Annotated in this window: 29 protein-coding genes, 1 tRNA gene and 1 pseudogene; 13 read left to right on the top strand and 18 right to left on the bottom strand. The window is 66.3% G+C overall.

Annotated elements, in window-relative coordinates:
• The 6 genes and pseudogenes from hisD to AC1HIY_RS07395 form a co-directional block, all read left to right on the top strand.
• Positions 1–1,098, top strand: a pseudogene (hisD, locus tag AC1HIY_RS07420) (histidinol dehydrogenase); the annotation flags it as partial.
• Entirely contained in the window at positions 1,072–1,704 is a 633-nt protein-coding gene (gene hisB / locus AC1HIY_RS07415) for an imidazoleglycerol-phosphate dehydratase HisB (RefSeq protein WP_479576086.1), read from the top strand. The pseudogene hisD and the gene hisB, both read left to right, overlap by 27 nt.
• 31 nt (positions 1,705–1,735) lie before the next feature.
• A complete protein-coding gene (gene hisH / locus AC1HIY_RS07410; protein ID WP_479576085.1) occupies positions 1,736–2,317 on the top strand; it encodes an imidazole glycerol phosphate synthase subunit HisH in 582 nt (193 codons plus the stop codon).
• 238 nt (positions 2,318–2,555) lie between these two features.
• A complete protein-coding gene (gene hisF, locus AC1HIY_RS07405) occupies positions 2,556–3,311 on the top strand; it encodes an imidazole glycerol phosphate synthase subunit HisF (RefSeq protein ID WP_479576084.1) in 756 nt (251 codons plus the stop codon).
• Between the two features lie 29 nt (positions 3,312–3,340).
• On the top strand, positions 3,341–3,955 hold the full coding sequence (gene hisIE / locus AC1HIY_RS07400) for a bifunctional phosphoribosyl-AMP cyclohydrolase/phosphoribosyl-ATP diphosphatase HisIE (protein WP_479576083.1): 615 nt from the start codon (positions 3,341–3,343) through the stop codon (positions 3,953–3,955).
• Between the two features lie 5 nt (positions 3,956–3,960).
• Positions 3,961–4,182, top strand: coding sequence for a DUF2905 domain-containing protein (locus AC1HIY_RS07395; protein ID WP_479576082.1), 222 nt, complete (start codon positions 3,961–3,963; stop codon positions 4,180–4,182).
• Between the two features lie 296 nt (positions 4,183–4,478).
• On the opposite strand, the gene AC1HIY_RS07390 is transcribed toward AC1HIY_RS07395, so the two are convergent.
• From AC1HIY_RS07390 to AC1HIY_RS07320, 15 genes are all read right to left on the bottom strand, one after another.
• Entirely contained in the window at positions 4,479–4,691 is a 213-nt protein-coding gene (locus tag AC1HIY_RS07390; RefSeq protein ID WP_479576081.1) for a type II toxin-antitoxin system HicA family toxin, read from the bottom strand.
• 2 nt (positions 4,692–4,693) lie between these two features.
• Entirely contained in the window at positions 4,694–4,897 is a 204-nt protein-coding gene (locus AC1HIY_RS07385; protein WP_479576080.1) for a type II toxin-antitoxin system HicB family antitoxin, read from the bottom strand.
• Positions 4,894–5,103, bottom strand: coding sequence for a hypothetical protein (locus AC1HIY_RS07380; protein ID WP_479576079.1), 210 nt, complete (start codon positions 5,101–5,103; stop codon positions 4,894–4,896). The genes AC1HIY_RS07385 and AC1HIY_RS07380 overlap by 4 nt, the downstream gene beginning before the upstream one ends.
• 105 nt (positions 5,104–5,208) lie before the next feature.
• Positions 5,209–5,637, bottom strand: coding sequence for a DUF1330 domain-containing protein (locus AC1HIY_RS07375; RefSeq protein WP_479576078.1), 429 nt, complete (start codon positions 5,635–5,637; stop codon positions 5,209–5,211).
• A 68-nt stretch (positions 5,638–5,705) separates the two neighbouring features.
• Entirely contained in the window at positions 5,706–6,050 is a 345-nt protein-coding gene (locus AC1HIY_RS07370; RefSeq protein ID WP_479576077.1) for a GIY-YIG nuclease family protein, read from the bottom strand.
• Between the two features lie 377 nt (positions 6,051–6,427).
• Positions 6,428–6,512 (bottom strand) — tRNA-Leu (locus AC1HIY_RS07365).
• An 81-nt stretch (positions 6,513–6,593) separates the two neighbouring features.
• Entirely contained in the window at positions 6,594–7,322 is a 729-nt protein-coding gene (locus tag AC1HIY_RS07360; RefSeq protein ID WP_479576076.1) for an SDR family oxidoreductase, read from the bottom strand.
• Complete coding sequence (locus AC1HIY_RS07355; RefSeq protein WP_479576075.1) at positions 7,319–8,713, bottom strand: dipeptidase; 1,395 nt, start codon at positions 8,711–8,713, stop codon at positions 7,319–7,321. Before AC1HIY_RS07355 ends, AC1HIY_RS07360 begins: the two co-directional genes overlap by 4 nt.
• A gap of 120 nt (positions 8,714–8,833) precedes the next feature.
• Entirely contained in the window at positions 8,834–9,358 is a 525-nt protein-coding gene (locus tag AC1HIY_RS07350) for a hypothetical protein (protein ID WP_479576074.1), read from the bottom strand.
• Between the two features lie 139 nt (positions 9,359–9,497).
• Positions 9,498–10,061 carry a hypothetical protein gene (locus AC1HIY_RS07345; RefSeq protein WP_479576073.1) on the bottom strand — a complete coding sequence of 188 codons (564 nt, stop codon included), beginning with the start codon at positions 10,059–10,061 and terminating at the stop codon, positions 9,498–9,500.
• Positions 10,062–10,112: 51 nt separating this feature from the next.
• Positions 10,113–10,850: an SAM-dependent methyltransferase gene (locus AC1HIY_RS07340; protein WP_479576072.1), complete on the bottom strand. Its 738-nt coding sequence runs from the start codon at positions 10,848–10,850 to the stop codon at positions 10,113–10,115.
• A gap of 105 nt (positions 10,851–10,955) precedes the next feature.
• On the bottom strand, positions 10,956–12,191 hold the full coding sequence (locus AC1HIY_RS07335) for a 4-hydroxy-3-methylbut-2-enyl diphosphate reductase (RefSeq protein ID WP_479576071.1): 1,236 nt from the start codon (positions 12,189–12,191) through the stop codon (positions 10,956–10,958).
• 88 nt (positions 12,192–12,279) lie between these two features.
• Positions 12,280–12,783, bottom strand: coding sequence for a GDYXXLXY domain-containing protein (locus AC1HIY_RS07330; protein WP_479576070.1), 504 nt, complete (start codon positions 12,781–12,783; stop codon positions 12,280–12,282).
• A complete protein-coding gene (locus tag AC1HIY_RS07325) occupies positions 12,780–13,829 on the bottom strand; it encodes a DUF4401 domain-containing protein (RefSeq protein WP_479576069.1) in 1,050 nt (349 codons plus the stop codon). Before AC1HIY_RS07325 ends, AC1HIY_RS07330 begins: the two co-directional genes overlap by 4 nt.
• Positions 13,826–14,818 (bottom strand): DUF2157 domain-containing protein, encoded by a 993-nt coding sequence (locus tag AC1HIY_RS07320; RefSeq protein ID WP_479576068.1) that lies wholly within the window; start codon positions 14,816–14,818, stop codon positions 13,826–13,828. The genes AC1HIY_RS07325 and AC1HIY_RS07320 overlap by 4 nt, the downstream gene beginning before the upstream one ends.
• A 522-nt stretch (positions 14,819–15,340) precedes the next feature.
• On the opposite strand from AC1HIY_RS07320, the gene AC1HIY_RS07315 reads away from it, so the two are divergent.
• Both AC1HIY_RS07315 and AC1HIY_RS07310 read left to right on the top strand, forming a co-directional pair.
• Positions 15,341–15,652 carry a DUF433 domain-containing protein gene (locus AC1HIY_RS07315; RefSeq protein WP_479576067.1) on the top strand — a complete coding sequence of 104 codons (312 nt, stop codon included), beginning with the start codon at positions 15,341–15,343 and terminating at the stop codon, positions 15,650–15,652.
• Positions 15,636–15,968 carry a DUF5615 family PIN-like protein gene (locus AC1HIY_RS07310; protein WP_479576066.1) on the top strand — a complete coding sequence of 111 codons (333 nt, stop codon included), beginning with the start codon at positions 15,636–15,638 and terminating at the stop codon, positions 15,966–15,968. The genes AC1HIY_RS07315 and AC1HIY_RS07310 overlap by 17 nt, the downstream gene beginning before the upstream one ends.
• Positions 15,969–16,228: 260 nt before the next feature.
• Here the strand turns inward: AC1HIY_RS07310 and AC1HIY_RS07305 are convergent, their stop codons facing one another.
• Complete coding sequence (locus AC1HIY_RS07305) at positions 16,229–16,426, bottom strand: hypothetical protein (protein WP_479576065.1); 198 nt, start codon at positions 16,424–16,426, stop codon at positions 16,229–16,231.
• 6 nt (positions 16,427–16,432) lie between these two features.
• Here AC1HIY_RS07305 and AC1HIY_RS07300 point away from each other — a divergent pair, with 6 nt between their 5' ends.
• Together AC1HIY_RS07300 and AC1HIY_RS07295 are read left to right on the top strand one after the other, a co-directional pair.
• Positions 16,433–16,723, top strand: a complete 291-nt coding sequence (locus tag AC1HIY_RS07300; RefSeq protein ID WP_479576064.1) for a hypothetical protein — start codon at positions 16,433–16,435, stop codon at positions 16,721–16,723.
• Positions 16,724–16,768: 45 nt separating this feature from the next.
• On the top strand, positions 16,769–17,224 hold the full coding sequence (locus AC1HIY_RS07295; RefSeq protein WP_479576063.1) for an N-acetyltransferase family protein: 456 nt from the start codon (positions 16,769–16,771) through the stop codon (positions 17,222–17,224).
• Positions 17,225–17,233: 9 nt separating this feature from the next.
• Here the strand turns inward: AC1HIY_RS07295 and AC1HIY_RS07290 are convergent, their stop codons facing one another.
• A complete protein-coding gene (locus AC1HIY_RS07290) occupies positions 17,234–18,220 on the bottom strand; it encodes an AraC family transcriptional regulator (protein WP_479576062.1) in 987 nt (328 codons plus the stop codon).
• 160 nt (positions 18,221–18,380) lie between these two features.
• On the opposite strand from AC1HIY_RS07290, the gene AC1HIY_RS07285 reads away from it, so the two are divergent.
• Positions 18,381–19,238 (top strand): NmrA family NAD(P)-binding protein, encoded by an 858-nt coding sequence (locus tag AC1HIY_RS07285; RefSeq protein WP_479576061.1) that lies wholly within the window; start codon positions 18,381–18,383, stop codon positions 19,236–19,238.
• A gap of 39 nt (positions 19,239–19,277) precedes the next feature.
• Here AC1HIY_RS07285 and metH read toward each other — a convergent pair whose 3' ends face one another.
• Positions 19,278–22,997 carry a methionine synthase gene (gene metH, locus AC1HIY_RS07280; protein WP_479576060.1) on the bottom strand — a complete coding sequence of 1,240 codons (3,720 nt, stop codon included), beginning with the start codon at positions 22,995–22,997 and terminating at the stop codon, positions 19,278–19,280.
• Between the two features lie 399 nt (positions 22,998–23,396).
• On the opposite strand from metH, the gene AC1HIY_RS07275 reads away from it, so the two are divergent.
• Complete coding sequence (locus AC1HIY_RS07275; protein ID WP_479576059.1) at positions 23,397–24,290, top strand: hypothetical protein; 894 nt, start codon at positions 23,397–23,399, stop codon at positions 24,288–24,290.
• A 16-nt stretch (positions 24,291–24,306) separates the two neighbouring features.
• A complete protein-coding gene (locus tag AC1HIY_RS07270) occupies positions 24,307–25,938 on the top strand; it encodes a vWA domain-containing protein (protein ID WP_479576058.1) in 1,632 nt (543 codons plus the stop codon).
• The last annotated feature ends 179 nt before the right edge of the window (positions 25,939–26,117 follow it).

Here is a 26,117-nt window from a genome sequence, read left to right as displayed (position 1 = left end):
CCGGCGGCGCCGCCCGAGGCGCTGGCGGCTGCCCGCGTGCCGGACGACCTGGCCGCCGCCATCCGCCTGGCCAAACGCAACATCGAGACGTTCCACGCCGCGCAGGTCGAGCGTCCCGCGCGCATCGAGACTGCGCCGGGGGTCGTGTGCCGGCGCAAGCCCGTCGCCATCGAACGTGTGGGGCTGTACGTGCCCGGCGGCGGCGCCCCGCTGTTCTCGACCGTGCTCATGCTCGGCGTCCCCGCCCGGCTGGCCGGCTGCCGCGAGATCGTTCTGTGCACCCCGCCCGGCCCGGACGGCGCCGTGCCTCCGGCCATCGCCTTCACGGCTCACCTCCTCGGCCTCGACCGCGTCTTCCGCATCGGCGGCGCGCAGGCCATCGCCGCCATGGCCTACGGCGCCGGGAGCGTCCCCCGCGTCGACAAAATCTTCGGCCCGGGCAACCAGTACGTCACCGTCGCCAAACAGCTCGTCCAGCGCGAGGGCGTCGCCATCGACATGCCCGCCGGCCCCACCGAAGTCGCCGTCGTCATCGACGAGACGGCCCGTCCGGCGTTCGTCGCGGCGGATCTGCTCTCGCAGGCCGAACACGGGCCGGACAGCCAGGTCGTCCTGTTATCCACATGTTTGAACAATGTGGACAACGTGCTCGAAGCGGTGCGTCGACAGCTCGAAGACCTCCCTCGCAAATCCATTGCAAAACAATCTCTTGCCCATAGTAAGGCCATCGTTTTCGAGACGATGGACGAGGTGATGGATTTCGCAAATGCCTACGCCGCCGAGCATCTGATCCTCGCCGTCGAGAACCCGGAGGCGCTGGCCGAGCGGGTGATCAATGCCGGTTCCGTGTTCCTCGGCCACCTGACGCCCGAGTCCGTCGGCGACTATGCCTCGGGCACGAACCACACGCTCCCGACGAACGGCTATGCGCGGGCGTACGCGGGCGTCTCGGTGGATGCCTTCGTGAAGAAGATCACGTTTCAGTCGCTCACGGACGAGGGGCTTCGGACGATCGGTCCGGCGGTGGCGACGATGGCCCGCGCCGAGGCGCTCGAAGGTCACGCCCGCGCCGTGACGATCCGGCTCGCGGCGCTCGAGGCCGCTCCGCCGCCCGCCCTGCCGCCGCGCACCGGCCGCGTCCACCGGCAGACGAAAGAGACCGACGTCCACGTCGCGCTCGCGCTCGACGGGCGGGGCCGCGCCGACGTCCACACCGGCCTCGGCTTCTTCGACCACATGCTCGAACAGATCGCCCGCCACGGCGGCTTCGACCTGACGGTCCACGTCGCCGGCGACCTGCACGTGGACGAGCACCACACCATCGAGGACACCGCCCTCGCCCTCGGCGCGGCCCTCCTCGACGCCCTCGGCGACAAGCGCGGCATCGAACGCTACGGCTTCCTCCTGCCCATGGACGACGCCCTGGCGCAGGTGGCGCTCGACCTCTCGGGCCGAAGCTGGCTCGTGTGGGACGTGCCCTTCACGCGCGCGCGCGTCGGCGACGTGCCCGCCGAGATGTTCGCCCACTTCTTCAAATCCTTCTCGGACGCGGCGAAGTGCAACCTGAACATCCGGGCCGAGGGGGAGAACGACCATCACAAGATCGAGGCTGTCTTCAAGGCCTTCGCCCGCGCCCTCCGGCAGGCCGTCCGCCGCGATCCCGCCCGGATGGATGTGCTGCCGAGCACCAAGGGGACGCTCTGACACCCTCACCACGAAACGCGCATCGACCGCCATGACCGTCGCCGTCGTCCGATACAACGCGGGCAACATCCTGTCCGTCCTCAACGCCGTGAAGCGCCTCGGCATGGAGCCGGTGCTCACCGACGACCCCGCCGTGCTCCGCGCCGCCGACCGCGTGATCTTCCCCGGTCAGGGCGAGGCGCGCTCGGCCATGCGCTACCTCCACGAACGCGGCCTCGACGACGTGATCCGCAGCCTGACGCAGCCCGTGCTCGGCATCTGCATCGGGCTGCACCTCATGTGCCGCCACTCCGAGGAGAACGACACCCCCTGCCTCGGCCTCTTCGACGCGCGCGTGCGCAAGTTTCCCCCGAACGAGAAAGTGCCGCACGTGGGATGGAACACGATCACCAACGCCTCGGGACCGCTCTTCGAGGGCCTGCCGCCGGAGCCGTACGTTTATTTCCTCCACAGCTATTTTGCCGAGCGCGGGCCGTACACCACCGCCGTGACGGACTATATCCTTCCCTTCAGCGCCGCCCTTCACCGGGACAATTTCCACGCCGTGCAGTTTCACCCGGAAAAGAGCGGCTCCGTCGGAGAGACCATCCTGCGCAACTTTCTGAACCTGTAAGTCCCCGACCTTCAATCCCGATCACTTGTGCATGGAACGGATCGCCCCGGGCAGGCACGACCCCTCCGTCGCTTCGCGACACCGCCGCTTTGCGAGGGCAGAGACTTCCGGAAGCCGCCGGGAGCCGCACGAACCCTTCCCCCGCTCAGGGGGAAGTACCCCGAAGGGGGGAGGGGGGACTTGTGCGCTCCGAGCGCCACGTGACAGATAGCCAACCTTCAACCCGCAACCCCGCTCCATGCTCACCAAACGCATCATCCCCTGCCTCGACGTCAAGGACGGGCGCACCGTCAAGGGCGTCAACTTCGTGAACCTGGTCGACGCGGGCGACGCCGTCGAGCTGGCGAAGGCCTACGTCGATCAGGGGGCGGACGAACTCGTCTTTCTCGACATCACGGCCACGGTCGAGAGGCGCGCCACGCTGCTGACGCTCGTGCGCCGCATCGCCCGCGAGATCAACATCCCGTTCACCGTCGGCGGCGGCATCGGGTCGGTGGACGACGTGCGGGCGTTGCTGGAGGCCGGCGCCGACAAGGTGTCCGTCAACTCGGCGGCCCTGCGCGACCCCGCCCTCATCGACCGCATCGCCGACGCCTTCGGCAGTCAGTGCCTGGTGCTGGCCCTCGACGCCAAGCGGGTCGGAGACACGTGGCGCGTCTTCACCCACGGCGGCAGCCGCCCCACCGACCGCGAGGCCGTGGCCTGGGCCGTCGAGGCCGAGCGGCGCGGCGCCGGCGAGATCCTCCTCACCTCGATGGACCACGACGGCACGAAGAGCGGCTATGCGCTGGACCTGACGCGGCGCATCTCCGAGGCCGTCGCCATCCCCGTCATCGCTTCCGGAGGCGCGGGCGCGAAGCGCCATTTCACCGACGTTTTTCACGAAGGCAAGGCCGACGCCGCCCTCGCCGCGAGTATCTTCCACTTCGGCGAGATCCCCATCCCCGACCTGAAAGCCTACCTGCGCGACCAGAACGTCCCCGTGCGACTGTGAGCGGTCGTGCTATTAACCTTTTCCTCCTTATGGATCGCCTCGACCCCGACACGCTCGATTTTGCCAAGGGCGGCGGCCTGTTGCCCGCCGTCGTCCAGGATGCCCGCACGGGCCGGGTGCTGATGCTCGGCTACATGAACCGCGCGGCGCTCGAGCGCACGCTCGAAACGGGTCGCGTCACCTTCTTCAGCCGCTCCCGGCAGACGCTCTGGACCAAGGGCGAGACGTCGGGCCACTTCCTCACCGTCGCGGACATCCGGGCCGACTGCGACCGGGACACGCTGCTCGTGCGCGCCGTGCCCGCCGGGCCGGTCTGCCACACCGGCGCCGACACGTGCTTCGACGAGGCCAACGTGCCGGACGGGCCGGCCTTCCTCCGCCACCTCGAAGGCGTCATCCGCGACCGGCACGCGCATCCGGCCGAGGGGTCGTACACGAGCGCGCTCTTCGCGCGGGGGATCAACAAGATCGCGCAGAAGGTAGGGGAGGAAGCCGTCGAACTGGTCATCGAGGCCAAAGACGACGACGACGCCCTGTTCCGGGGAGAAGCCGCCGACCTGCTCTTCCACCTGCTCGTGCTCTTCGAGGCAAAGGGCATCCCGCTCGACGACGTGCTCGCCACGCTCCGCGAACGCCATCGGTGAACGCCATGAACCGCTCGACCGGCCTTCTCCTGATCCTGATCGGCCTGGGCATTGCCCTGGTGGGGCTGCTCGTGTGGGCGGGGGCCTTCTCGTGGTTCGGCCGCCTCCCCGGGGACATCCGCATCGAGCGCCCCACGGTGCGGGTCTACATCCCGATCACCTCGATGCTCCTCGTCTCGGCCCTTCTCAGCGCCCTGCTCTACCTCGTCCGGCGCTTCTGGCCCTGACCCGCTGCTATTCCACGCGGGCCGCCCCGAAGTTGCCGCACAGGTGCACCACCTCCTTGCGCGCCTCGTTCCCGTACACCACCCCCACCACGACGGCCAGTCCGGCGATCATTTTAACGATGCGCTTCCGGTGGGGGCATGAACGCTGGGGACTTCGTGGGACGGGGTATGCGCTTCTTCCGGTCCCGCTCGAAGCGCGGGTGGAAGACGACCTTTGCGACGTGCGCCATCAGGGCGTTTCAGGTGCGGAGGCAAATGCATGACCGAAACGCCTCACACAGCCGGCCCCCTTTGCCTCAAAGTAGCTTCCGGAATTCCTCCACCGTCAGGCCGGCATCCTTGACGATGCCACCCATCGTATATGCGTTGATGGGGTTGGCCCGCGGAATGGTCAAAATGCGCCGGCCATCGGACATAATGATGTGTTTGCCTTCCCGGGTAACCTCGAACCCGGCTTTCCTCAAGGCCCGTACGGCGTCGCGATGGTTTACCCCCGGAAGCTTCGGCATCGCTACGCCGCCACGTCTACTTCCCGGATCTCGCCGTCCTCTTCCCGGGCCAGTTCCTCCGCAACGGCGAGATATTCCCGGATAGCGTCCGCGATGTTCGCCAGGGCTTCTTCCTCGGTGGCCCCCTGCGACCAGCAGCCGGGCAACCCGGGACAGGAAACGCTGTAGCCTTCCTCCGTTTTTCGAAGCGCGACCTTGTATCTCATGATGCTGCCGGTTTGAATGAGAGCAGTTCTTTGACAACGTGCCCCTTACCGGAGGGTTTCGCGCACGGAGAGCAAGGCGAATGCATGACCGAAATGACGCGCTCCTCCGCGATGCCCACCCCGAAGTTGCCGCACAGGTACACCACCTCCTTGCGCGCCTCGTTCCCGTACACCATCCCCACCACGACGGCCAGTCCGGCGATCATTTTAACGATGCGCTTCCGGTGGGGGCATGAACGCTGGGGACTTCGTGGGCCAACGGAAACACCGGCACGAGAACGACGCCCATCACCGGCGGCAAACGGGGCGCGTTACGTTGTCGTACTCGATTCGACAAGTGGCAACAGCCGCGCATCTACGAGTGCGGCCGTTCTATGTCCCAGACCTGCCAGATACTCCTGGTTCGATGCAAATGCCAGGAAGTCGGATAGCGATTTCTGGCGCACAAGCATGACGAGATCCCATCGCTCTTCCTGCGGCCCGATAAGATAGGTGCCGCCCTGGCCTATGAACACAACCTCGCCGCCGCTTTCCCGGAGGAAGGGCAAGGTATGGTCTATGTATTTTTGATAAGCTTCTGCCCCGGAAACAGGCTCATCCGGCCTTAATTCGGGGTTTGAAGAATAATCGGCCACCTCACGAAAACGCAGCAGATTAAGCATGATGACTTCCCCTGATATATTTCGGGCAAAGAACGCCGCTGCTGCCTCCGGTGAGACTTCCAAACTATGCTCTTTCATTGGCTTTTTTCTTTCTCGAACAGCTCCGTCCAATCTGATTCGGGGCTCTTGCAGGTTCTCGCCTGTGTTTACAGACGCTCAACGGAATGTCCTCCATCTTTCAGCTTTTGAACCCACATTTCTGCGAGAACCTGCAGTTCCTCGTCAGGGTTTGCCCGGGTGCTTTCTTCGTGATCCAGGACGTCGAGTATTTCCAATGCTAAAGCCGACTCCCCCAGTGAATTCCATGTTTTCTGTAATTCCCTGTTTCGATGGCTTCCGAATTTAAGTTCGGCTTTGTGTCGGTTGAATCTGGCCGGTAAATCGGTGGCGATGCCTATGAAGATTTTGCCGTTTGGTGAGCTGGTGATCTTGTATACCCCCATTGGCTGCCTGGTCTCCTTGTAGGCTTTTTTTATTGCTGATTTGTCCATTTCATTTCTCTTTTTTTGTAGATGCCGGAACGATTGCGTTTTCTTCGGACAGGGGCGACGGGATCCCGTTCGTCGGCGCAAGGCCCAGATCAAACCCCGTGTGGCGGCCGGTCGGAGCTCCCGTACGCGGCGCATTCCCGCAGAGATGCACCGGGGGATCGCAGGATAGTTTGCCTGCCTGTGAAAAACAACGGCCCCAAACCCTCCGGGGAACCGGGAAGCGTCGAGGTCGGGAAACAACCCCCATGAATTTCAGCCTCGGCGCGTGGGGGTGTCGACCCCGGGAAATGCCCTGGTGGGCAGCGCCATACCCGTACGGCTCCAAAGACAAAAGCGCCGACTCGTTGGGAGCCGGCGCTTTTGTGCGAAGGATGCTGTACCCGGGGTGGGACTCGAACCCACACTCCCTCAACGGGAACCGGATTTTGAGTCCGGCGCGTCTACCGATTCCGCCACCCGGGCAGGGGAAGCTTTCGGATTTTAGGCCGTATGCGGCGCTTTGTCAACGGCTTCCTACGTTTTTAACCGGACGCCGGTTCGCCGTCAGAACTCCTGCCCGAGCGGATGGAGGACCACCTCGTCGAGGACGAGTCCGGGCGGCTGGCGGAGCAGGGTCTCGATGACCGCCGCCACGTCGGCCGGATGCATGGACCACGACGGGTCGCGCGAGCCCTCCTCGGACCCGCCGAAATACGTGTCGATGATGCCCGGAAGGAGCACGGACACGCGGATGCCGTGGTCCTTGACCTCGCGGAGGAGCGCGCCCGAGAAGCCCACCACGCCGTGCTTGGCGGCCACATACGCCGCCATGTTCGGGATCACGCGCCGCCCGATGTCGGAGGCGACGTTGACGAGGTATCCGCTCCCGCGTTCGAGCATGTGCGGGAGCACGGCGTGCGTCAGGTGGATGAGCCCGGTGAGGTTGACCGACAGGACCGTGTCGATCTCCTCGCGGGTCCATTCCGTGAACGGCTTGTACCAGCCCAGCCCCGCATTGTTGAGGAGCACGTCGATGCGGCCGAAGGCGTCGAGCGTGCGGGTCACGGCGGTGTCGATCTGTGCGGCGTCGCGGAGGTCGAGCGGGCACACGAGGGCCTCGCCGCCGAGGGTCTCCACCTCATGCGCGACCCCTTCGAGCGCGGAGCGGTCGCGGGCACACAGGGCCACGCGCATCCCCGCGCGGGCGAGCCGGAGCGCCGTGTGCCGGCCGAGCCCGCGACTGGCCCCGGTGAGAAGGACGGCCTGTCCCCTCAGGTTCGTCGCATCGCTCATGCCGCCGCCTCGGAAGAGGTGGGGACCGTCTCGCGGTAGATCTCCAGAAAGCGAATGATCGAGGCAATGCCTTCACGGAAGCGGCGGAGGGCGAAGTGCTCGTTGGGCGAGTGGATGGCGTCGGAGTCGAGGCCGAAGCCCATCAGCACGCTGTCGAGGCCGAGGATGTTTTTGAAGTCGGCCACGACGGGGATCGAGCCGCCGCTGCGAATGAAGAACGGCTTGCGACCATAGACGCCTTCGAGGGCCTTCGCGGCGGCTTCCATCGCCGGGCTGTGCGTGTCGATCAGGATGCCGTGGCCGCCATGCAGATCCGTGAAGGTGAGCTTCATCGTCGGCGGCGTGTGGAGCTCGAAATACGCCCGGATCTTTTCGGTGATCTCCTCCGGCGTCTGGTCGGGGACGAGGCGCATGGAGATCTTCGCGGAGGCCTTCGAGGGGAGCACCGTCTTGGCTCCCTGGCCGGTATAGCCGCCCCAGATGCCGTTCGCGTCGAGCGTCGGGCGGGCGGAGAGGGCTTCGAGCACCGTATAGCCGGCCTCGGTCTTCGTCACCGTCACGCCCACCTCGGCGGCCCAGGCTTTCTCGTCGAAGGGGAGCTCGCGGAAGGTCGCGCGTTCTTCCTCGGTGAGCGGCGCCACGTTGTCGTAAAAGCCGGGGATGGTGACGCGGTGATCGTCGTCGTGGAGGTTGCCGATGAGGCGGCACAGCGCATTGATCGGGTTCTCGATGGCGCCGCCGTACATGCCCGAGTGGAGGTCGCGGTCGGGGCCGGTGAGCGTCACTTCCACGTACGCGAGCCCGCGCAGGCCGTACGTGATCGACGGCACGCCGTCGGCGAACATGTCGGTGTCCGAGATGAGCACGACGTCGGCGCGGAGCCGGTCCCGATTCGCTTCGATGAAGCCGGGCAGGTGCTTCGAACCGTTCTCCTCCTCGCCCTCGATCACGTATTTGACGTTGATCGGAAGCTCCCCTTCGGCGGCGAGGTAGGCTTCGGCGGCCTTCAGATGCATGAACATCTGTCCCTTGTCGTCGCACGTGCCGCGCCCGTAGAGAACGCCGTCTTTGACCACCGGCTCGAACGGCGGCGAGTCCCACAGCTCGAGCGGGTCGGGCGGCTGCACGTCGTAGTGGCCGTAGACGAGCACGGTCGGGAGCTCGGGATCGACGATGCGCTCGGCGTAGACGATGGGATGCCCTTCGGTGGGGATGACCTCGGCGTTCGTGATGCCGATCTTTTTGAAATGATCGACGAGCCATTCGGCGGCGCGCCGGACGTCTTCGGCGTGGGCGGGATCGGTGCTGATCGAGGGGATGCGAAGCAGTTCCTTGAGCTCTTCGACGAAGTCTTCAAAATGCGCTTCGGCGTAGGCGAGGGCTTTTTCCATGAGGCTGTTTTGGCTTGGGAGAAGGGTGTCGCCCGCACAGGTCGGGGCCGGATGAGCTTACCGAAGAAAGGGGAAAAAACAAAGGAAACCGCGTGAAATTCAAAACTCATTCTCGCCGCCTCAGAACTCGCTCTCGTCGCGCCAGCGGCGGAGTTTCCACACGGCGGAGGTGTCGGGACGGACGAGGAGGAAGTTGACGTTGCCGTCGCCCCGGAAGACGTCGCCGGCTTCGAGGGTGATGGTCAGGTTGAACGAGCGGATGACGCGCACCTGCCGGCCGGGGTCGAGGTCGTCGCGAGAGATGATCTGGTTCCACTGGAGGCGGATGAGGCCGGCGTTCTGAAAGAGTCGTCGCGTCGATTCGAGGTCCTGCGCGAAGCCCCACTCGCGGTCGACCTGGGCGTCGAAGTCATGCCAGATGAAGACGAAGGCGGAGTCGAGCAGGGGTTCGTAGAGGGAGAGGTCGCGCAGTTCGTAGGCGTTGCGGAAGTTGGTGAAGAAGCCCTCGACGGTTTTGGGGTCGCCGAGGAGGTCGCCGAAGGGGTTGCCTTCTTCGAGGGCCGGGGCGAAGGGGTTGCACGCACCGAGGCCGCCTCCGAGCAGGAGGAGCGCAAAGCCGATCGTCCATGTGCGAGCGCCGTTCATGGGCCGGGAGCGGGTCTATGGGAAGGGGGGCGCGGGCGCATGCCCTCGCGCGCCGTCAATATAGGTCTCCGCGACGGTCCGGGCGTTTCACGCACGCGCCGGGAGGCACTTTTTTTTCGTTCGTCTCCGGTCCGCTCCGTCACTGGAGGAACGCCGCCTTGAGGTCGCTCCACGAGGGGTTGGCGCCGAGTTCCTGGTCGGTCCATTCGCGGAGCCGCCACAGGCCGTCTCCGCTGCGCGTGATGATCCACTGGAGCCGTCCCTGCACGGTCTTCGGCACGTCGGTGCGGCGGTGGTTGACGGTGAGCACGTACGTGGCGTCGAGGAGGTAACGGTCGTCGGCGAGGATGGAGAAGGTGCGGTCGTTGAGTTCGAGCCGGTTGCCGGTGGTCTGCCGGGCGTCGGCGGCGAGCGTGCCGAAATACTGCTCTTCCTCGGTGCGGCCCCAGCCCGTCCAGATCGGCTCGCGGTTGAGCGCCGTGGCCGTCGGCGCGAAGGTCAGGTCGTCGGCGAGGGAGCGGCGGTAGTTGAGCGTGTTGAGTTCGGAGACGGCGGCCTGCAGGTTGGCGATGACCTGCTCGGGCGTGTCCGGCTGCGCAAACGTGCCGGCGTCGGCGAGGGGCGGCTCGGGGTCGCGGGCGGAGAGCAACCCGCACGCCGCAAGCGTGAAGGCGAGCATCAGAAGTACGGAGAGGCGTCGCATGAGCGGGACGTTCGACGTCGGGGAGGGCCTTCGAAAGTTCCAACGGCGTTTTCAGCCGGTGCGTTTCCGGGCGAAGAGGATCAGCCGGGGCGTCTCGTCGGTGTGCGGGCGGCCGTCATAGTCGCCGAAGGTGTGGAGGAGCTCCAGCCCGGCGGCGGCATAAAAGCGGCGGAAGTCGTCGAGCGTGAGCAGGCGGACGGACTCGCAGAAGGTGAGCGTCTTGCCGTTCTTGTGCAGTTCGATCCGTTTGTTGATGCGCCCGTTCTCGATCACGCGTCGTTGCCGGATGTGGATGCCGTCTTCCACGCGCGTGTCCTCGGGGACGAGCGTCCGCTCGACGAACGGGGCGTTGAGGAAGTCCTGGAAGAGCCATCCGCCGGGGTGGAGCGCCGTGGCCATGGCGCGGATGGTGCGGAGGTGGTCGGCGTCGTCCGTGAAGTATCCGAAAGCGGTGAAGAGGTTGACCACGCCGTCGAAGCAGGCATCGCAGGCGGGTTCGCGCATGTCGCCGCGGCGGAACGTGACGGAGACGCCTTCCTCGGCGGCGCGGCGGCGGGCCTGTTCGAGGGCGCGTTCGGAGAGGTCGATGCCGGTGACGCGATAGCCTCGCCGGGCCAGGGTCCGCGCGTGCCGCCCGCGCCCGCACCCCACGTCGAGGATCGTCGCGCCGGGAGCCGGATGCGCCACACGCTCGATCAGGTCGATGACGGCTTCGGCCTCGGTGTCGTCCCGCTGGTGATAGACGAGCTCATACTCGTCCCGGTCAAACCATTCCTTGTACCAGCTCATAAAGACTTCCGTTCGTTTGCGTCAAGGGGCTCACGGGGTTCGTGCCCGAGGGCTCCCTTCGATTATGTCAAAGCCATCCCCCACACATCCCACATCCCCACACACTCATGCCGCGGCCGTCTCGAAGGGCGCGAGGGCCGCCTCGACCGGGCGATGGCCGGGAAAGAGGTCGAGGATGCGGCGGATGACGGCGTCGAGGAGGGCGTCGGGGCACGAAGCACCGGCGGTGAGGGCGATCTCGACGGGGCGCTTCGCCGGGAGCCAGCCCCCGGTCGTCCTCCGGCGTTTCGCATGAAGGTCGAAGTGACGGATCACGTCCACGCCTTCGATCTCGCCCGCATCGGCGATGAAATACGCGGGCATCGCGGCTTCGGCCAGTTCGACGAGGTGGCTCGTGTTCGACGAGTTGTACCCCCCCACGATGAGCGCGAGGTCCGCCCCGTCGGCGATGAGGGCTTTCGTGGCGTCCTGGTTCTCGTTCGTGGCATAACAGAGCGTGTCGCTCGTGTCGGCGAAATGCTCGGCGAGGCGGTCCGCGCCGAAGCGGTCGCTCATGGCGCGGCGCAGGAGGTCGGCGATGGCCTGTGTCTCGGCGGCGAGCATGGTGGTCTGGTTGACCACGCCGATGCGCCGGAGGTGGCGGTCGGGGTCGAAGCCTTCGGAGTGACGGTCGGCAAAGCGTTCGAAGAAGAAGGCGCGGTCGCGTGTGCCCCGGATGACGGCGGCAAGGTCTTCGGCCTCGGCGCGGTCGCGCACGACGACCACCGGCGCGGCGACCCGTGCGTGCGAGAACGTGGCGCGCGTCTCTTCGTGATGCCGCTTGCCGTGCACGATCACCGTGTACGCCTGTCCGCCGATCTGTCGGCTCCGCTTCCACACCTTCTCGACGAACGGGCACGTGGTGTCGTAGGCCCGTGTGTCGAGCCCGCGCCGGGCGAGCTCCGCCGCCACTTCGAGCGACGCGCCGAAAGCGGGGATGATGACGAGGTCGTCGGGCGTGAGCGTATCGAGCGGGACGAGGGGCTCGCCGCGCGTGGTGCGGAGGAAACGGATGCCGCGCGCCCGGAGGTCGTCGTTCACGTGCGGGTTGTGGATCATCTCGGAGAGGAGGAAGATCCGCCGCCCGGGGTTCTCTTCGAGGGCGCGATAGGCGATCTCGATGGCGTTCTCGACGCCGAAACAGAAGCCGAAATGACGGGCGATCTTGAAACGCACCGGCCCGAAGTCGAGCACGGAGGGCGAGAGGTCGCGCTTGCGGGGATCGGTCGCGCGCCGGGCCTCCTTCACCCGCGTGATGATCGGGCTACGGTAGAACTCGGGGACGTTGAACTGCCGGGCCATGATGCGGTCGGACGTTGTCGTTCGGGAAGGCGGAGCCTGATACGCGGGAGGCCGGGTGAGGTTCGAGCCGATCCGCGCGCCGCAGCCCTTACCGATCCGGTGGTCCGAGCGGATTCAGGTCGGCGTCGCGCAGGCCGATGAGGAGCGCCTCGCCGTCGTCGTCGACGCGGAACGCGCCGAAGCGCGCGGCGGCGTATTCGGAGCCGCGCCCTTCCTGAAAAAAGAACGCCCTGGGCCCGAGGAGGATGGCGTCGCCGCGCCTGTGATAGCGCAGGAGGCGCTCGCCTTCGCCGAGGCGCTCGCCCGGACGATAGACGCGCCGGATCTCGGCCACGCCCCGCGCGTCGAGGTGGACGACGAAGCGGCCCTCGGAGGCGAGCGTCGTGTCGGCGGCAATCGTCTCGGGCACGGCATACCGGAGCGCCATGTAGTCGCCCTGAAAGAGCGAGCGGGGATCCTTGACGTCGAGCGCGACGAACATCGTCGTGCCCGTTTTTCGCAGGCGCTCCCTTTGAAGAACGAACACGTTGAGCGTCACGAGCACGAGCAGGGCCCCGACGGCGACGGCATGGGTTCGCGGGCTTTTCTTCATGGGGACGACCTCCGCCGGAGCGCGACGCGCACCACCAGCAAAACGCCGCCGCTGCCGATGAGCATGAGCGACTTGGCAAGGAGCGTCAGGTCGAGGTGATAATAGAAGAAGCCGAGAAAGACGGCGAGGAAGGCGAGGGCAAGGCCCATGAGCAGACGGTCGCCGCGATGGAAGCCGAGCGTGAGGACGAAGAGCGCCGCGGTGATGCCGGGGGCGTCGAACGTCAGGAGGGCGACGGCGAGGAGGCCGGCGAAGAGGAGCGCCCGCACGAGAGGCGTCGTCGTCGGGGCGTCGGTGATGAGGAGGCGGTGCACGAGCCACCCGAACGCCGCGACGAGCCCGAGCGTGGAGGGCCACCACGACGCCACGGCGAACACCTCGACGTCGGGCATCACCGAGAGCACGAGCACGCCGAGCAGCCCCGCCGCCAGCCCGTACGCGACGGGCCGCGCCACCCCGGCGTACCGGCTCCGGACGAGCCGAGCCTCGCGCTCCCACAGGAGACCGCTCCCCGCCGCCAGCCCGAAGACGAGCGCGTGGAGGAGATCCGGGACCTCGAGTGCGTGGAAGAATGCCGCCGCCGCCGCCACGCAGGCGAGCGTCGAGACGAAGCGGTGGAGCGGATCCGGATAGAGCAAGAGGAGCGCGGCTTCGAGCGCGATCACGAGCGCCCACACGGCGGCGGACCAGTCGAGGATCTGCCCGAGGCCGCCGAGGAAGGCGAACTGCCCGGAGAGGCTGAGCGCGAAGGCGAGTTGTTGGAGAAAAAGGCCGCGCGCGCGCCGGTGAAGGCCGAGGGCCGCGCCGAGGAGCGCGAGGCCGAGCGTGAGCATGCCTGCGTCCGAACGGAAGGTGGAGAAGCTGAAGAGGAAGACGAGGAAGAGGACCGCCGCGAACCACCCCGCCCCGCCGACGAGGACGTGGAGATACCACGGATTGCCCTCCGGTTCGGCTTCGGATGCGGGCGCGAGGCGATCGTCATCGACGAGTCCTTCTTCATGAAGCCGTTTCAGAACGGTGCGGAGCGCCGGCGGGGAGTGGTTCATCGCGGCTCGCCCTCCCGCGCCGTCTTGCGCAGCCACGCCGCCGCCGCCGCCGACTGCGCCAGCACGATCACCCCGAGCAAGAGCGCCATCCAGTCCTCGGCGCCCCACACCTCGGCGAGTGCGGCGGTGACGACGACGATGAGGCTGATCAGAAGCATCGCCAGGAGAAAGAGGTCGCGGCGTTTTACCCGGTAGAACCACAGGCCGAAGGCGACGGTGGCGACGTAGACGAGCGGGGCGGCCATGCGCCACGGGTCGCCGCCAAAGCTGAAATGGCGGGAGATGAGATCGAGGACGGGGATGACCAGGCAGAGGAGCGCCGCCGTCGCCACGAAATCGGGCAGCCATCGCCCGTGCCTGCCCGTCTCCCGCGCCTCCCACACGGTCGCCGCCCCGGCATCGAGAGCGAAGAGCAGGAGCGTGAGCGCCGCCGGCTGCCGCAGGTGCGGGTCGAGGATCTCCGTCCAGTACGCGACGAGGGTCGCGTTGACGAGCGCGAGCCACAGGAGCCACAGCGCGGGGGAACGGCCCGCCACCACCCACACGGTGATGAGCGCCGTCCACGTGAGGAAGAGCTGATAGGTGTCGGCAAGGGTGGGATAGACCTGTCCGAAGACGGCGAGGAACGCGCCCACCATCACGGAGGCGACGAACAGGGCGGCCTGCCCGGCGAGGCGGTCCACGCCTTTGACCCACGCCGTCGCCGCCGCCCCCGCGAGCACCGCCTCGATGAGGCCGAGCTTGACGAGGCGGTGCATCGAGGTCCAGTTGTAGGCGAAGAAGAAGACGATGCCCGTCAGGAGGAACGCGAGACCGAGCAGCAGCAGCATCCGGTCCGCGAACGCCCGCCACGCCGCGCGGTCGGGGAGGTGTCCGGCGAGGCGGAGGGCGCGTTCGAGCGCCTCGGGCGAGAGCCGCCCGGCTTCGGCGAGACGGAAGAGCCGCTCCCGCGTCGCGGGCCGGTCGAGCGCGTCGGAGGGCATGGGCATCGGGAGAGGGCGAGGAGAGACCTCAATATAGCCACCGACTCCGCCTCGCGCCACCGTCGCCTCATACAGGGTCTGTGACCGCATGATGTCGGCGGACGAGGGCGATAAATCCCTGTTTTTGTATATTGATGGAGGTGAAGGTTGGGACGGGCGTCCGAGTCCGCGTTGCAAAACGGATCGGGCGGGCGGTCCGGGGGCGCACCCTTCGAAACCGCTTTACGTCCCGGGTCGTTTGCGGATGGGGTCACCGCCCTGTAGCGGTGGTCAAAGCCGTTGACCCTGCATGCGGCCGTCATCCACGCGGAAGCACGCACCCATGCGCTCACCGGGACGCTCTGCGCCCCATGCGTGGACGCCCGATGCGCGTGGCGCTTAGATCTCCTTCGCAGGCTCTCGAGGATGTTTTTCGAGTTGGAAACGGCCCGGGGCGTTTCGGGCAACGAGCGCGGCGGTCATCCTTTTCAGAGCTGCCGCGCTCGGCAACCATGACGCCGCTTAAGCAAATTCTTAACCACGTGTAAAATGGCTGTTCAGACCCTTGATGATCATATTGAAGTGACGCCCGGCGTGGCAGGCGGGAAGCCTCGCATCGCCGGACGCCGCATCACGGTGCAACACATCGCCATCTGGCACGAGCGGCTGGGTATGGGAGCCGACGAGATCGCGACGGAGCACGATCTTCAACTCTCGGATGTGTATGCAGCGCTTGCGTATTATTATGATCACCGTGAAGACATCGACGCTTCGATTCGGGAAGGGGAGGCGCTTGCCGAGGCCATGCGAAAGGAAACGCCATCGAAGTTGAGGACCAGGCTGCATGGCCGAGACGATTAGGTATTTCACCGATGAGCAGTGTGCAAAGGCGGTGGCCCAGGGACTGAGGCGACGTGGGGTAGACGTGCTCACGACCCCTGAGGCCGGTCGGTTGGGGGCGTCCGATGAAGAGCAGTTGGCGTTTGCCCGTCGAGAGAACCGGGTGCTTTTTACGCAGGATGACGACTTCCTTCGATTGCATGCCTCAGGTTTCGAACATGCCGGTATCGTCTACATTCGGCAAGGAGCGCCACCTGGCGAGATCATTCGTGGTTTGATGCTGATCCGAGAGGTGCTGGACCGTGACGAGATGCGCAACCACGTCGAATTCCTGTGAGCGATGAAGGATCTCATCCGTCCCGCACATCCACGCCGCGTCGCGGGCCGGTCGAGCGCGTCGGAGGGCATGGGCATCGGAAGAGGGCGAGGGGAGACCTCAATATAGCCACCGACTCCGCCTCGCGCCACCGTCGCCTCACCGCCGATCTGGCCTACCCGTTCGAGGCGGTCGGCAAGGCGCTCGCTATGCGTACCGCGCATCATGCCCGCGCGCCCGTTCGGCCGATTCATCCGCTGGATAATAGGCCGGGTTGGTGCTTATACTCCGGTATGCAAAAACGATTGCCCGTTATTCTCTTCCTCCTCAGCGTGGTAAGTGCTGCGCCGGAGTGTGTCTCGCAGGTGTCGCCGGGCTTCGTGGAGGTTCATGTAGAGGCCGTAGCCGTCGGCGCCGCGCTTGTTGTGCCTGCGGGGGGCGCGTGGTCGGTCGGTGGCGACGTGAGCGTTGGGAAGCATGCCGTCGTGAATGTGACCGATGCGGGCGCCGGGATCGACACCTATGCGACCGGTTACCTGGGGCTGAGGTGGACGCCCGATGCCGCCTGGCAGCTTGCGCTGAGCCCCCTAGGGGCTGCCGTAGTGGTGGGGAACGACTTCGGGACCGCGTATCCGAGCGCGCGCTTGGGGATTAGTCGTTTCTGGAGGCGTGTGGGCATCGGCACGGAAGTGCGCCTCGTCCGCATCGCCGGCGGTGGTGGGAGCGGCGACTACTGGGTCCAGTGGGTTCCGGTGCGCGTGGCCGTTCGGTTCTGACGTCGTTGCACGAAATGCGTCTTCCAAACCTTTCGAGAGGCATTCATGGTTCTGACCTATCGCGAAGCCGGGGAAGAGGACCTCGATCCGTTGGTGGCGATGCTGTCCGATGACGCCCTGGGCGCCGAGCGGGAGGATACGAGCCGGCCGTTGAACCCCGGGTATATTCGGGCTTTCGAGCAGATCAGGCGTGATCCGAACCATGAGTTGATCGTGGTCGAGCATTCCGGGCAGCCGGTCGGTATGTTCCAACTGACCTTCATTCCGTACCTGACGCACATCGGCTCGTGGCGCTGTCAAATCGAAGGCGTGCGGATCCGTTCGGACTATCGCGGGCAGGGGCTGGGGAAACGGATGCTCGTCTGGGCGATAGCGCGCGCCGGGGAAAGAGGATGCGCCTTGGTGCAGTTGACGTCGGATAAACAGCGTGTGGATGCCTTGCGTTTCTACGAGCAGGTCGGTTTTGAGGCGACCCACGAAGGCTTCAAGCTCCGGTTGTGAACGGGAAGACTAAGCGCTTACGCCGCCGTTCCGCCGGGCGACGCCGGGAGAGACGCCGATGACGCGTTTAAAGGCGCGGTTGAAGGCGGCCTCGGACTGATAGCCGAGCCGGTAGGCCAGGTCACTGAGCGGCCCGTTCTCTTCCTTGAGCCACGTCAACGCGAGGTGCATTCTCCACTTCGTGACGTAGCGCATCGGTCCTTCGCCGACGAGTTCGGTGAAGCGTGCCGCGAACGCCGAGCGCGACATGGCCGCCTCCGCAGCCAGGGAAGCGACGGTCCACGCACGGGCGGGGTCGCGGTGGATCAACAGGAGGGCGCGGCCGATCTGCCGGTCCTGCAGGGCGCCCAGCCATCCGGTGCGGGCCGCCGGATCCTCGGCCATCCACGACCGAATGGCCTGAATGATGAGGATGTCGGCCAGGCGGGTGACGAGCTCTTCTCCTCCGGGCCTGCGTTGACGGGCTTCGTCCGACATCAGACGCAGCGTACTGCGGAGCCAGTTCATGTGGGGGGAACGCCAGGCTTTGATGATGATTCTCCCCGGCAGGAGCCTCACGAGCTGTTGCGCGGCCGGATGGTCGAAGCGAACGCCGCCGCAGACCATTTGCGTGGCCTCTCCGCCCCCGCCGTGCCTGAGGATCTCGTAGCGCTCGCTGACCTGCTCGCGGGGGAGATCAAACAGTTTTGCGGCGGCAACGCCGGGCGCGCTGGACAACCGATGGCCCTCGCCATGAGGCACGAGCGCAAAAACGTCCGGCTCCAGAAGCTGAGGGCCTGCCTTTTCGTCTTCAAGCCAGCATCGCCCTGAAGTTACCACGTGGAACATCAGGCATTCCGGCATCGCGGGCAAGGCAAGCCCCCACGGCTCCGTGAACTCGGAACGCGTGTAGAACACCCCGCTCATGCGCAGGAAATGGAGCGCTTCTCCGAGAGGGTCCACGGCGAGAGGCCATGGGTCATGTGTGGCTGAGGCGCTGTTGGAAGAGGTATTCATGAACGCAATATACCACCCCTCGCCTCGATACCAAGGATTCTGGACGATTGATCAATAGATGCGGACTTGTGGACAGAGAACCTCCTCGGTCGGCCCCGTATGCTGGATGGCGTGCAAACAAGCACGGCAACCCATTCACCACATGCACCGTGAGGGCAAGATGACGAACACGAACAATGATCCGTCGAAACTGATTCTGGTAACCGGCGGCACCGGCAAAACGGGCCGCCGTGTGATCCGTCGACTCGAAGCGCAGGGCGTGCCCGTACGGATAGGGTCTCGATCCGCCGACGTCCCTTTCGACTGGAACGACTCCTCGACGTGGGCGCCCGTACTGCGCAATGTCGCATCGGTCTACATCGTCTACTACCCGGATCTGGCCGTTTCCGGAGCCGCAGATACGATTCGGGCGTTTGTGGACCTGGCCGTACAAAGCGGCGTCCGACGGCTGGTCCTCTTGTCCGGACGGGGCGAGGAGGAGGCGCAACGCTGTGAGCGTATCGTGCAGCAAGCCGGGGTGGCCTGGACCGTGCTCCGGGCAACGTGGTTCAGCCAGAACTTCAGCGAGGGCTTCATGCGGGAGCTGGTGCTCGGAGGCGTCGTCGCGTTGCCGGCCGGCGACGTACGTGAACCCTTCGTCGACGTCGAGGACATTGCCGAGATCGCCGCCGCGGCGCTGACCGAACCGGGCCATGCCGGACAATGCTATGAGCTGACGGGTCCGCGCCTGTTGACCTTCGCCGAAGCCGTTGGAGAGATCGCAAAGGCGACGGGTCGGGACGTCGCCTATGTACCGATTGCCCACGAGGCGTTTCAGTCGGCGCTCAAAGAGCAGGGGGCGCCCGCCGAGTTGATAGGCCTTTTGGGCTATCTGTTCCGTGAGGTCCTGGATGGTCGAAACAGCCGGCTGACCGATGGCGTCCGGCGCGCCCTGGGCCGCGCACCGCGGGATTTCGGGGAATACGCCCGAGACGCCGCAGCCGCTGGTTTCTGGCATGAGCAGGAGATCCCCGCGTAAACCTCCGGGCTTCGTGCGGACCGTTGCGCTATGCCGGGGTTATCCGGCCGTTTCCCGCTCGTGCTCGGGCGTATAGTTCAGGCGGGAGGCGAGCCAGCGTTCCACCTCCTCGACCGTCATCCCCTTGCGCCGGGCATAGTCTTCCACCTGGTCGCGTCCGAGGAGGCCCACGTTGAAGTACGCCGCTTCGGGGTGGGCGAGGTAGAGCCCGCACACCGACGAAGCCGGGGTCATGGCGAGGTGTTCGGTGAGGGCGATGCCGGTGTGGGCTTCGGCGTCGAGGAGGGTCCACAGCGTGCGCTTCTCGGTGTGGTCCGGCTGGGCCGGATAGCCGGGCGCGGGCCGGATGCCCCGGTAGCGCTCGGCGATGAGGTCCTCGTTCGTGAGGTCCTCGTCGGGGGCATACCCCCAGTACACCTTCCGCACGCGCTCGTGCAGGTGCTCGGCGAAGGCCTCGGCCAGCCGGTCGGCGAGGGCCTTCGTCATGATGGCGTGGTAGTCGTCGTGGTCGGCTTCGAAGCGGGCGGTGAGCGCGTCGACGCCGTGGCCGACGGTGACGGCGAAGGCGCCCACGTAGTCCGGCACGCCGCTGTCCTTCGGGGCCACGTAGTCGGCGAGGGCGCGGTTCGGGCGGCCCGGCGTCTTCTCGGCCTGCTGGCGGAGTGTGTGGAGCACGGCGCGGACGCTGTCGCGGCGCTCGTCGGCGTAGATCTCGAGGTCGTCGCCGACGGCGTGGGCGGGAAAGAGACCGAAGACGCCGTGCGCGGTGAGGAGCTTCTCGTCCATGATGCGGTCGAGGAGGGCGTTGGCGTCGGCGAGGAGCTTGCGGGCCTCCGGACCCTTGCGCGGGTCGTCGAGGATGGCCGGGTACTTGCCCCGCATTTCCCACGCCTGAAAGAACGGCGTCCAGTCGATGTATCGGCGGAGTTTTTCGAGGGGAAAATCGCGGAGAACGGTGACGCCGAGGCGATGAGGGCGGGTGATGGGCACGGCGTTCCAGTCGGAGGTGAAGGCGTTGGCGCGGGCCTCGGCCGGCGACAGATAGGTCGTCCGGTCGGTGCGGCGGGCGTGGGCGCGGCGCACCTTCTCGTAGCCCGCGGCCACCTCGGCCGCAAAGGCGTCGCGGTGTTCGTCCGAGACGAGGCGGCTCACCACCGCAGCGGCCCGCGAGGCATCCAGGACGTGGACCACCGGCCCGTCGTAGTTCGGCGCGATCTTCACCGCCGTATGCACCTTCGAGGTCGTCGCGCCGCCGATGAGCAGCGGCACGGTGAAGCCCCGGCGCGTCATCTCCTTCGCCACGTGCGTCATCTCGTCGAGCGACGGCGTGATCAGCCCGCTCAGCCCCACGATGTCCACGCCTTGCGCTGCGGCCTCGTCGAGGATGCGGGCCGCCGGGACCATCACGCCCAGGTCGATCACCTCGTAGTTGTTGCACCCGAGCACCACGCCGACGATGTTCTTCCCGATGTCGTGCACGTCGCCCTTGACCGTGGCCAGGAGCACTTTCGCGCGCGGGCGCTCGTCGGCGAGGCGGGCCTTCTCGGCCTCGATGTAGGGCGTCAGATGCGCCACCGCCTTCTTCATCACGCGGGCGCTCTTGACCACCTGCGGGAGAAACATTTTGCCCGCTCCGAAGAGGTCGCCGACGACGCCCATGCCGTCCATGAGCGGCCCCTCGATCACGTCGAGCGGCGACGGGTACTTTTGCCGCGCCTCCTCCGTGTCCGCCTCGATGTGTTCGACGATGCCCTTGACGAGCGCATGCTTGAGGCGTTCCTCGACGGGGGCGTCGCGCCAGGCCTCGTCGCGTCCGTCGGCGGCGCGCCCGCCCGTCTCCTTGAGCGTTTCGGCGTATTCGACCAGACGCTCCGTGGCGTCCGGACGCCGGTCGAAGAGGACGTCCTCGACGCGTTCCCGCAGTTCGGGGGCGATCTCCTCATAGACCTCGATCTGCCCGGCGTTGACGATGCCCATGTCCATCCCGGCCCGGATGGCGTGGTAGAGGAAGCACGTATGCATGGCCTCGCGCACGCGGTCGTTGCCCCGGAACGAGAACGAGAGGTTCGAGATGCCGCCGGAGACGCGCACGTGCGGCAGGTGCTCCTTGATCCACCGGGTGGCTGCCAGGAAATCGAGCGCGTACCGGTTGTGTTCGGGCAGGCCCGTGGCCACGGCGAAGATGTTGGGGTCGAAGATGATGTCCTCGGGCGGGAAGCCGACCTGCTCGGTGAGGAGCCGGTAGGCGCGTTCGCACACGGCGATGCGCCGCTCGAGCGTGTCCGCCTGTCCCTGCTCGTCAAAGGCCATGACGATGACCGCCGCGCCGTACATGCGGGCTTTCCGGGCCTGTTCGAGGAAGACGTCCTCGCCCTCTTTGAGGCTGATCGAGTTGACGACGGACTTGCCCTGCGCACACTTCAACCCCGCCTCGATGACGCTCCACTTCGACGAGTCGAGCACGAGGGGCACGCGGGCGATGTCGGGCTCGGCGGCGATCAGGTTGAGGAAGCGGGTCATGGCGGCGGCGCTGTCGAGCATGGCCTCATCCATGTTCACGTCGATCAACTGCGCGCCGTTCTCGACCTGCTGGCGGGCCACGGCGAGGGCTTCCTCGTACCGGTCTTCGCGGATGAGGCGGGCAAAGCGGCGCGAGCCGGTCACGTTCGTCCGCTCGCCGATGTTGACGAAGTTGAGGTCGGGGCGGAAGACGAGCGGTTCGAGGCCGGCGAGGCGGAGCGTGCGGCGGCGTTCGGGGACGCGGCGGGGCGGGTGCTTTGCGGCGACCTCGACGAGGGCGCGGATGTGCTCGGGGGTGGTTCCGCAGCAGCCGCCGATGAGGTTCACGAAGCCGCTCCGGGCGTAGTCCTCCGCCTGCGCGGCCATGAACTCCGGCGTCTCGTCGTAGCCGCCGAATGCGTTCGGCAGCCCGGCGTTCGGGTACAGGCTCGTGAAGACCGTCGCGACGCCGGAGAGCTCTTCGAGGAAGGGCCGCATCTGCGCCGAGCCGAGGGCGCAGTTGAGCCCCACCGAGAGGAGGTGCGGCATGTGCGCAATCGAGATCCAGAACGCCTCGGGCGTCTGCCCCGAGAGCGTGCGCCCGCTCATGTCCACGATGGTGCCGGAGACCATCACGGGCAGAACGCGGCCCGTCCGGTGAAAATACTCCTGGATGGCGAAGAGGGCGGCCTTGGCGTTGAGCGTGTCGAAGACGGTCTCGACCAGGAGCACGTCCACCCCGCCGTCGACGAGGCCGGCCACCTGCTCGGCGTACGCCTCACGCACCTCGTCGAAGGTGACGGCGCGGAAGCCGGGGTTCTCGACGTCGGGCGAGAGGGAGAGCGCCTTGTTGAGCGGCCCGATGGCCCCGGCCACGAAGCGGGGCTTTTCGGGCGTGCGGCGCGTGTATTCGTCGGCAGCCTCGCGGGCCAGACGGGCGGCGGCAACGTTCAGCTCATAGGCCAGGGCCTCGGTGCCGTAGTCGGCCTGCGAGATGGCCGTGGCGTTGAAGGTGTTCGTCTCGAGGAGGTCGGCCCCGGCCTCGAGGTAGGCGCGGTGGATGTCGCGGATGATCTCGGGCCGGGTGAGCGAGAGCAGATCGTTGTTGCCCCGGAGGGGCTGCCCGTGGTCGGCGAAGCGGGCGCCGCGGAAGTCGTCCTCGGTGAGCGCATGGCGCTGGATCATGGTGCCCATGGCGCCGTCGAGCACGAGGATGCGTTCGCGGAAGAGGGCGGCGAGGGTGTCGAACGAGGCGGGCATGACGAGGGGGGGTACGTTGCGTGAGGCGGGATTCGGGATAACGAACGACGCGGGGAAGGGTTCGTGCGTATGAGAACGGGATCCGTGTGCCGGGAGATATTTTTTTAATTGCTTTACGTTTAATCTTATTTGCTTTACGTTTAAGTAGCTGAAGGCCCGGGGCGCCCGGAGGATGAAGTATTGGGCGTCAGGTCTGCAGAAGAGCGGGAGGTAAAAGATTCGTGTGCCTCCGAAGTCCTCTATGCCCCCGTCGCTCGGGGGCGTTCTCACCCGCAGTTCCCCAAAGACCCGCTTCCCGCACGATCGCACGTCGGAGCGAAGTAAGCATCGGTGGTCCGGTGCGCCGCGTCGATGAGCCGGAGCCGGTTTTGAATGTCCTCTCATCAACGTGCTGGAACGATGAAACGTCCGACTTCTCTACTCGCTCGCCGCCGTACGTTTTCGGCGATGCTCCTGCTCCTTCCCCTGCTCGGCTTCGGCCTGCTTTCGGCCAACCCGGGCGCCGTCTTCGAGATCGAAGTGACCGACCACGCGCAGTCGCCGCCGCGGGTGGCAACGACGGAGGTGATGGTGGAAGGGAAGATGCTCGCGATGACCATTCCCTCGAAGCAGCGCAAAGGAGGAAAGATGATCTATCGCGGCGACCGGGGTGAGATGATTATCGTGGACGATGAGAAGCCGTCGTACATGATCTTCAATGAGGCAATGATCGAGGAGATGGGACGTCAGCTGGAGGAGGCGCGGGAGGTGACGAAGAACATGCAGATCCCCGAGGAGGTGCTCAAGCGCATGCCGAAGAAACAGCGTGAGGAGATGGAGAAGATGATGAAAGGACGCCTCGGAGGGATGCCCGGCGGCATGGACGAGACGGAGCGCCCCCGGCGAGAATATCGTAAAACGGACGAGCGCGCCACGAAGGAAGGCTATCCGTGTGTGAAATACGAGGTCCTCCTCGACGGCGAAAACGTGCAGGAACTGTGGGTGACTGACTGGGAGAACGTCGAGGGCGGTGAGGAACTGCGGGCGGCTTTCGAGGACATGGCCGCGTTTTTCGAGAAGATGATGGCCTCGCTCGGGGAGGGACTCTTCGGCGACAAGGGCTTCTTCGGTAAGGACAACGACCCCTTCGGCGGGTTCATGGAGGTGGACGGCTTCCCCGTCGTCACGCGCGACTTCGACGGTGGCGCCCTCGAGAGCGAGGCCGTCCTCCGAAGCGCCACCCGGCGCACCCTCGACCCCGACGCCTTCGAGCCGCCTGCCGGCTACAAACGCATGTCGATGGGACGGAATTGACCGCACGGAGGACCTCATGAAAAGCAGATTCTGGGTGCTCGCGATGCTGGGGCTCGGGAGCGCCGTTCTCGCGCCGACGGCAACCGCTCAGGCAGAGACACGGCCGGCCGCCGTGTACGTCATCTTCGACGCCTCCGGTTCGATGTGGGGACAGTTGCCGGACAAGTCGCACAAGGTCGTCGTGGCAAAGGAGGTGCTGCAGGATTTCGTCGCGCAGGATTTCGGGGAGGCCGAGCTGGCCTTGCGGGCGTACGGCCACCGCCGGAAAGGCGACTGCCGGGACTCCGAGCTCGTCATCCCCTTCGGCCCGTCGGAGGCCGTCGCCGGGCAGGTGCGGGATTTCATGGAGACGCTCAACCCCCTCGGCAAGACGCCCATCACCTACAGCCTCCGGCAGGCGCTGGCCGACTTCGGCGACCGCGAGGGCGCGATCATTCTCATCACGGATGGCCTCGAAACGTGCGACGAGGACCCGTGCGCCCTCATGCGCGAGTGGCGTGAGAAGGACGTGAAGGTAGATGTGCACGTGGTCGGCTTCGGGCTCGTGGAGAAAGAGAAGGCGACGCTTCAATGCATCTCGGACGCCGCCGGAACGCCGTATCGCGACGCCGGGTCGGCGCTCGAACTGGCGCAGGGGCTGGCCGAAATCCACCGGGCCACCGTGCCGGAGACGGCCGGGGAACCGGGCGAGCCGCCGGACAACCGGAGCGTGGGCTTCTGGCTTCAGGGCCTTGATCCCGACGGCGAACCGATCCGCGTCGAGGGGCGGCTCCTGCGCGACGGCGAGGTGCGGTACGAGGTCTCGAGCCGGAAACGCAATCAGGTCGACGCCGGGACGTATACGCTCGTCGCCGGGGTGCGCACGGCCAACGGCGCCCTCTACCGCCCCGTCACGCAGACCGTCACCACCGGCGACGAGGCGGACACCGTGGTGCGCGTGGACGTGCCCGAGCCGCCTTCGGTCCGGGCGACGTTTACCGAGGGGGACGAGGCGCAGCGGGGCGCGCTCATCCACGCCTACCGGGAGGGCCGGGAGGTGTTCACGTTTCGGTGGATGGACGAGGTGTACGTGGATGAGGGAACGTACGAGTTTCGCACCCGCCCCAATGCCGATAACGACCTCTCCCTCACGGAGACGCTGGCCGCGGGGGATCACCGGGAACTCGTCTTCGAGATGGTCCACACGGTCCGGGCCGTCTTCCGCATGATCGCCGAGGGTACCGGGGAGGCGCTGCGGGGGAACTATGAGCTGTGGCAGGACGGCGCGCGGGCGTATAAGGTTCACACGCGCAACGGGGCGGACGTGCGGCCCGGCGTCTACGACGTGCATCTGGTCAACGACCTCATCCCCCACGTGGCGCCGGGCGTGGTCGTCGCCGCCGGGGAGGATCAGGTGATCGAGATCGTGGTCCCGGTCGGGTACGTGACGTTCCTCTACGAGAAAGCCGACGGCACGCGCGACGCGGACAAGCGGGTCTTCCTCGGACGCGGCGCGGAGGGGCGCGGGCGCGTGTATGCCTCCGGCAAAGCCCTTCCCCTGATCCCGGGCGTCTATAACGTGGCCGGGTGGCGCGGGGCGTACGATCCGGTCGTCTTCGAGATCGAGGCCGGCGACGAGCGGGAGATTACGCTTAGGAACAAGGAGTGAGGCGAGCGTGCGTTTGTGCGACGTTATGACGTTCAAATGCCCCGTCGTCCCGTCCCCGAGCCTGCCGTGATGCGATATTGCCTGCTGAGGTGAACTGAAGGGATAGGTACACACCAAGACCCAAGTAACCGAAAGTGCTTGGAGTCACACATTGATCCCGGCAAGAGCGTCGATATTTT

Source organism: Rhodocaloribacter sp., from assembly GCF_056451265.1.
This window is presented reverse-complemented; position numbering and strand designations above follow the sequence as displayed.

What these genes read in the sequence shown, in the direction of transcription:
- hisH (WP_479576085.1), top strand. Translation starts at nt 1,736, where the DNA reads ATGACCGTCGCCGTCGTCCGATACAACGCGGGCAACATCCTGTCCGTC.
- hisF (WP_479576084.1), top strand. Translation starts at nt 2,556, where the DNA reads ATGCTCACCAAACGCATCATCCCCTGCCTCGACGTCAAGGACGGGCGC.
- hisIE (WP_479576083.1), top strand. Translation starts at nt 3,341, where the DNA reads ATGGATCGCCTCGACCCCGACACGCTCGATTTTGCCAAGGGCGGCGGC.
- AC1HIY_RS07395 (WP_479576082.1), top strand. Translation starts at nt 3,961, where the DNA reads ATGAACCGCTCGACCGGCCTTCTCCTGATCCTGATCGGCCTGGGCATT.
- AC1HIY_RS07390 (WP_479576081.1), bottom strand. Translation starts at nt 4,691, where the DNA reads ATGCCGAAGCTTCCGGGGGTAAACCATCGCGACGCCGTACGGGCCTTG.
- AC1HIY_RS07385 (WP_479576080.1), bottom strand. Translation starts at nt 4,897, where the DNA reads ATGAGATACAAGGTCGCGCTTCGAAAAACGGAGGAAGGCTACAGCGTT.
- AC1HIY_RS07380 (WP_479576079.1), bottom strand. Translation starts at nt 5,103, where the DNA reads ATGATCGCCGGACTGGCCGTCGTGGTGGGGATGGTGTACGGGAACGAG.
- AC1HIY_RS07375 (WP_479576078.1), bottom strand. Translation starts at nt 5,637, where the DNA reads ATGAAAGAGCATAGTTTGGAAGTCTCACCGGAGGCAGCAGCGGCGTTC.
- AC1HIY_RS07370 (WP_479576077.1), bottom strand. Translation starts at nt 6,050, where the DNA reads ATGGACAAATCAGCAATAAAAAAAGCCTACAAGGAGACCAGGCAGCCA.
- AC1HIY_RS07360 (WP_479576076.1), bottom strand. Translation starts at nt 7,322, where the DNA reads ATGAGCGATGCGACGAACCTGAGGGGACAGGCCGTCCTTCTCACCGGG.
- AC1HIY_RS07355 (WP_479576075.1), bottom strand. Translation starts at nt 8,713, where the DNA reads ATGGAAAAAGCCCTCGCCTACGCCGAAGCGCATTTTGAAGACTTCGTC.
- AC1HIY_RS07350 (WP_479576074.1), bottom strand. Translation starts at nt 9,358, where the DNA reads ATGAACGGCGCTCGCACATGGACGATCGGCTTTGCGCTCCTCCTGCTC.
- AC1HIY_RS07345 (WP_479576073.1), bottom strand. Translation starts at nt 10,061, where the DNA reads ATGCGACGCCTCTCCGTACTTCTGATGCTCGCCTTCACGCTTGCGGCG.
- AC1HIY_RS07340 (WP_479576072.1), bottom strand. Translation starts at nt 10,850, where the DNA reads ATGAGCTGGTACAAGGAATGGTTTGACCGGGACGAGTATGAGCTCGTC.
- AC1HIY_RS07335 (WP_479576071.1), bottom strand. Translation starts at nt 12,191, where the DNA reads ATGGCCCGGCAGTTCAACGTCCCCGAGTTCTACCGTAGCCCGATCATC.
- AC1HIY_RS07330 (WP_479576070.1), bottom strand. Translation starts at nt 12,783, where the DNA reads ATGAAGAAAAGCCCGCGAACCCATGCCGTCGCCGTCGGGGCCCTGCTC.
- AC1HIY_RS07325 (WP_479576069.1), bottom strand. Translation starts at nt 13,829, where the DNA reads ATGAACCACTCCCCGCCGGCGCTCCGCACCGTTCTGAAACGGCTTCAT.
- AC1HIY_RS07320 (WP_479576068.1), bottom strand. Translation starts at nt 14,818, where the DNA reads ATGCCCATGCCCTCCGACGCGCTCGACCGGCCCGCGACGCGGGAGCGG.
- AC1HIY_RS07315 (WP_479576067.1), top strand. Translation starts at nt 15,341, where the DNA reads ATGGCTGTTCAGACCCTTGATGATCATATTGAAGTGACGCCCGGCGTG.
- AC1HIY_RS07310 (WP_479576066.1), top strand. Translation starts at nt 15,636, where the DNA reads ATGGCCGAGACGATTAGGTATTTCACCGATGAGCAGTGTGCAAAGGCG.
- AC1HIY_RS07305 (WP_479576065.1), bottom strand. Translation starts at nt 16,426, where the DNA reads ATGCTTCCCAACGCTCACGTCGCCACCGACCGACCACGCGCCCCCCGC.
- AC1HIY_RS07295 (WP_479576063.1), top strand. Translation starts at nt 16,769, where the DNA reads ATGGTTCTGACCTATCGCGAAGCCGGGGAAGAGGACCTCGATCCGTTG.
- AC1HIY_RS07290 (WP_479576062.1), bottom strand. Translation starts at nt 18,220, where the DNA reads ATGAATACCTCTTCCAACAGCGCCTCAGCCACACATGACCCATGGCCT.
- AC1HIY_RS07285 (WP_479576061.1), top strand. Translation starts at nt 18,381, where the DNA reads ATGACGAACACGAACAATGATCCGTCGAAACTGATTCTGGTAACCGGC.
- metH (WP_479576060.1), bottom strand. Translation starts at nt 22,997, where the DNA reads ATGCCCGCCTCGTTCGACACCCTCGCCGCCCTCTTCCGCGAACGCATC.
- AC1HIY_RS07275 (WP_479576059.1), top strand. Translation starts at nt 23,397, where the DNA reads ATGAAACGTCCGACTTCTCTACTCGCTCGCCGCCGTACGTTTTCGGCG.
- AC1HIY_RS07270 (WP_479576058.1), top strand. Translation starts at nt 24,307, where the DNA reads ATGAAAAGCAGATTCTGGGTGCTCGCGATGCTGGGGCTCGGGAGCGCC.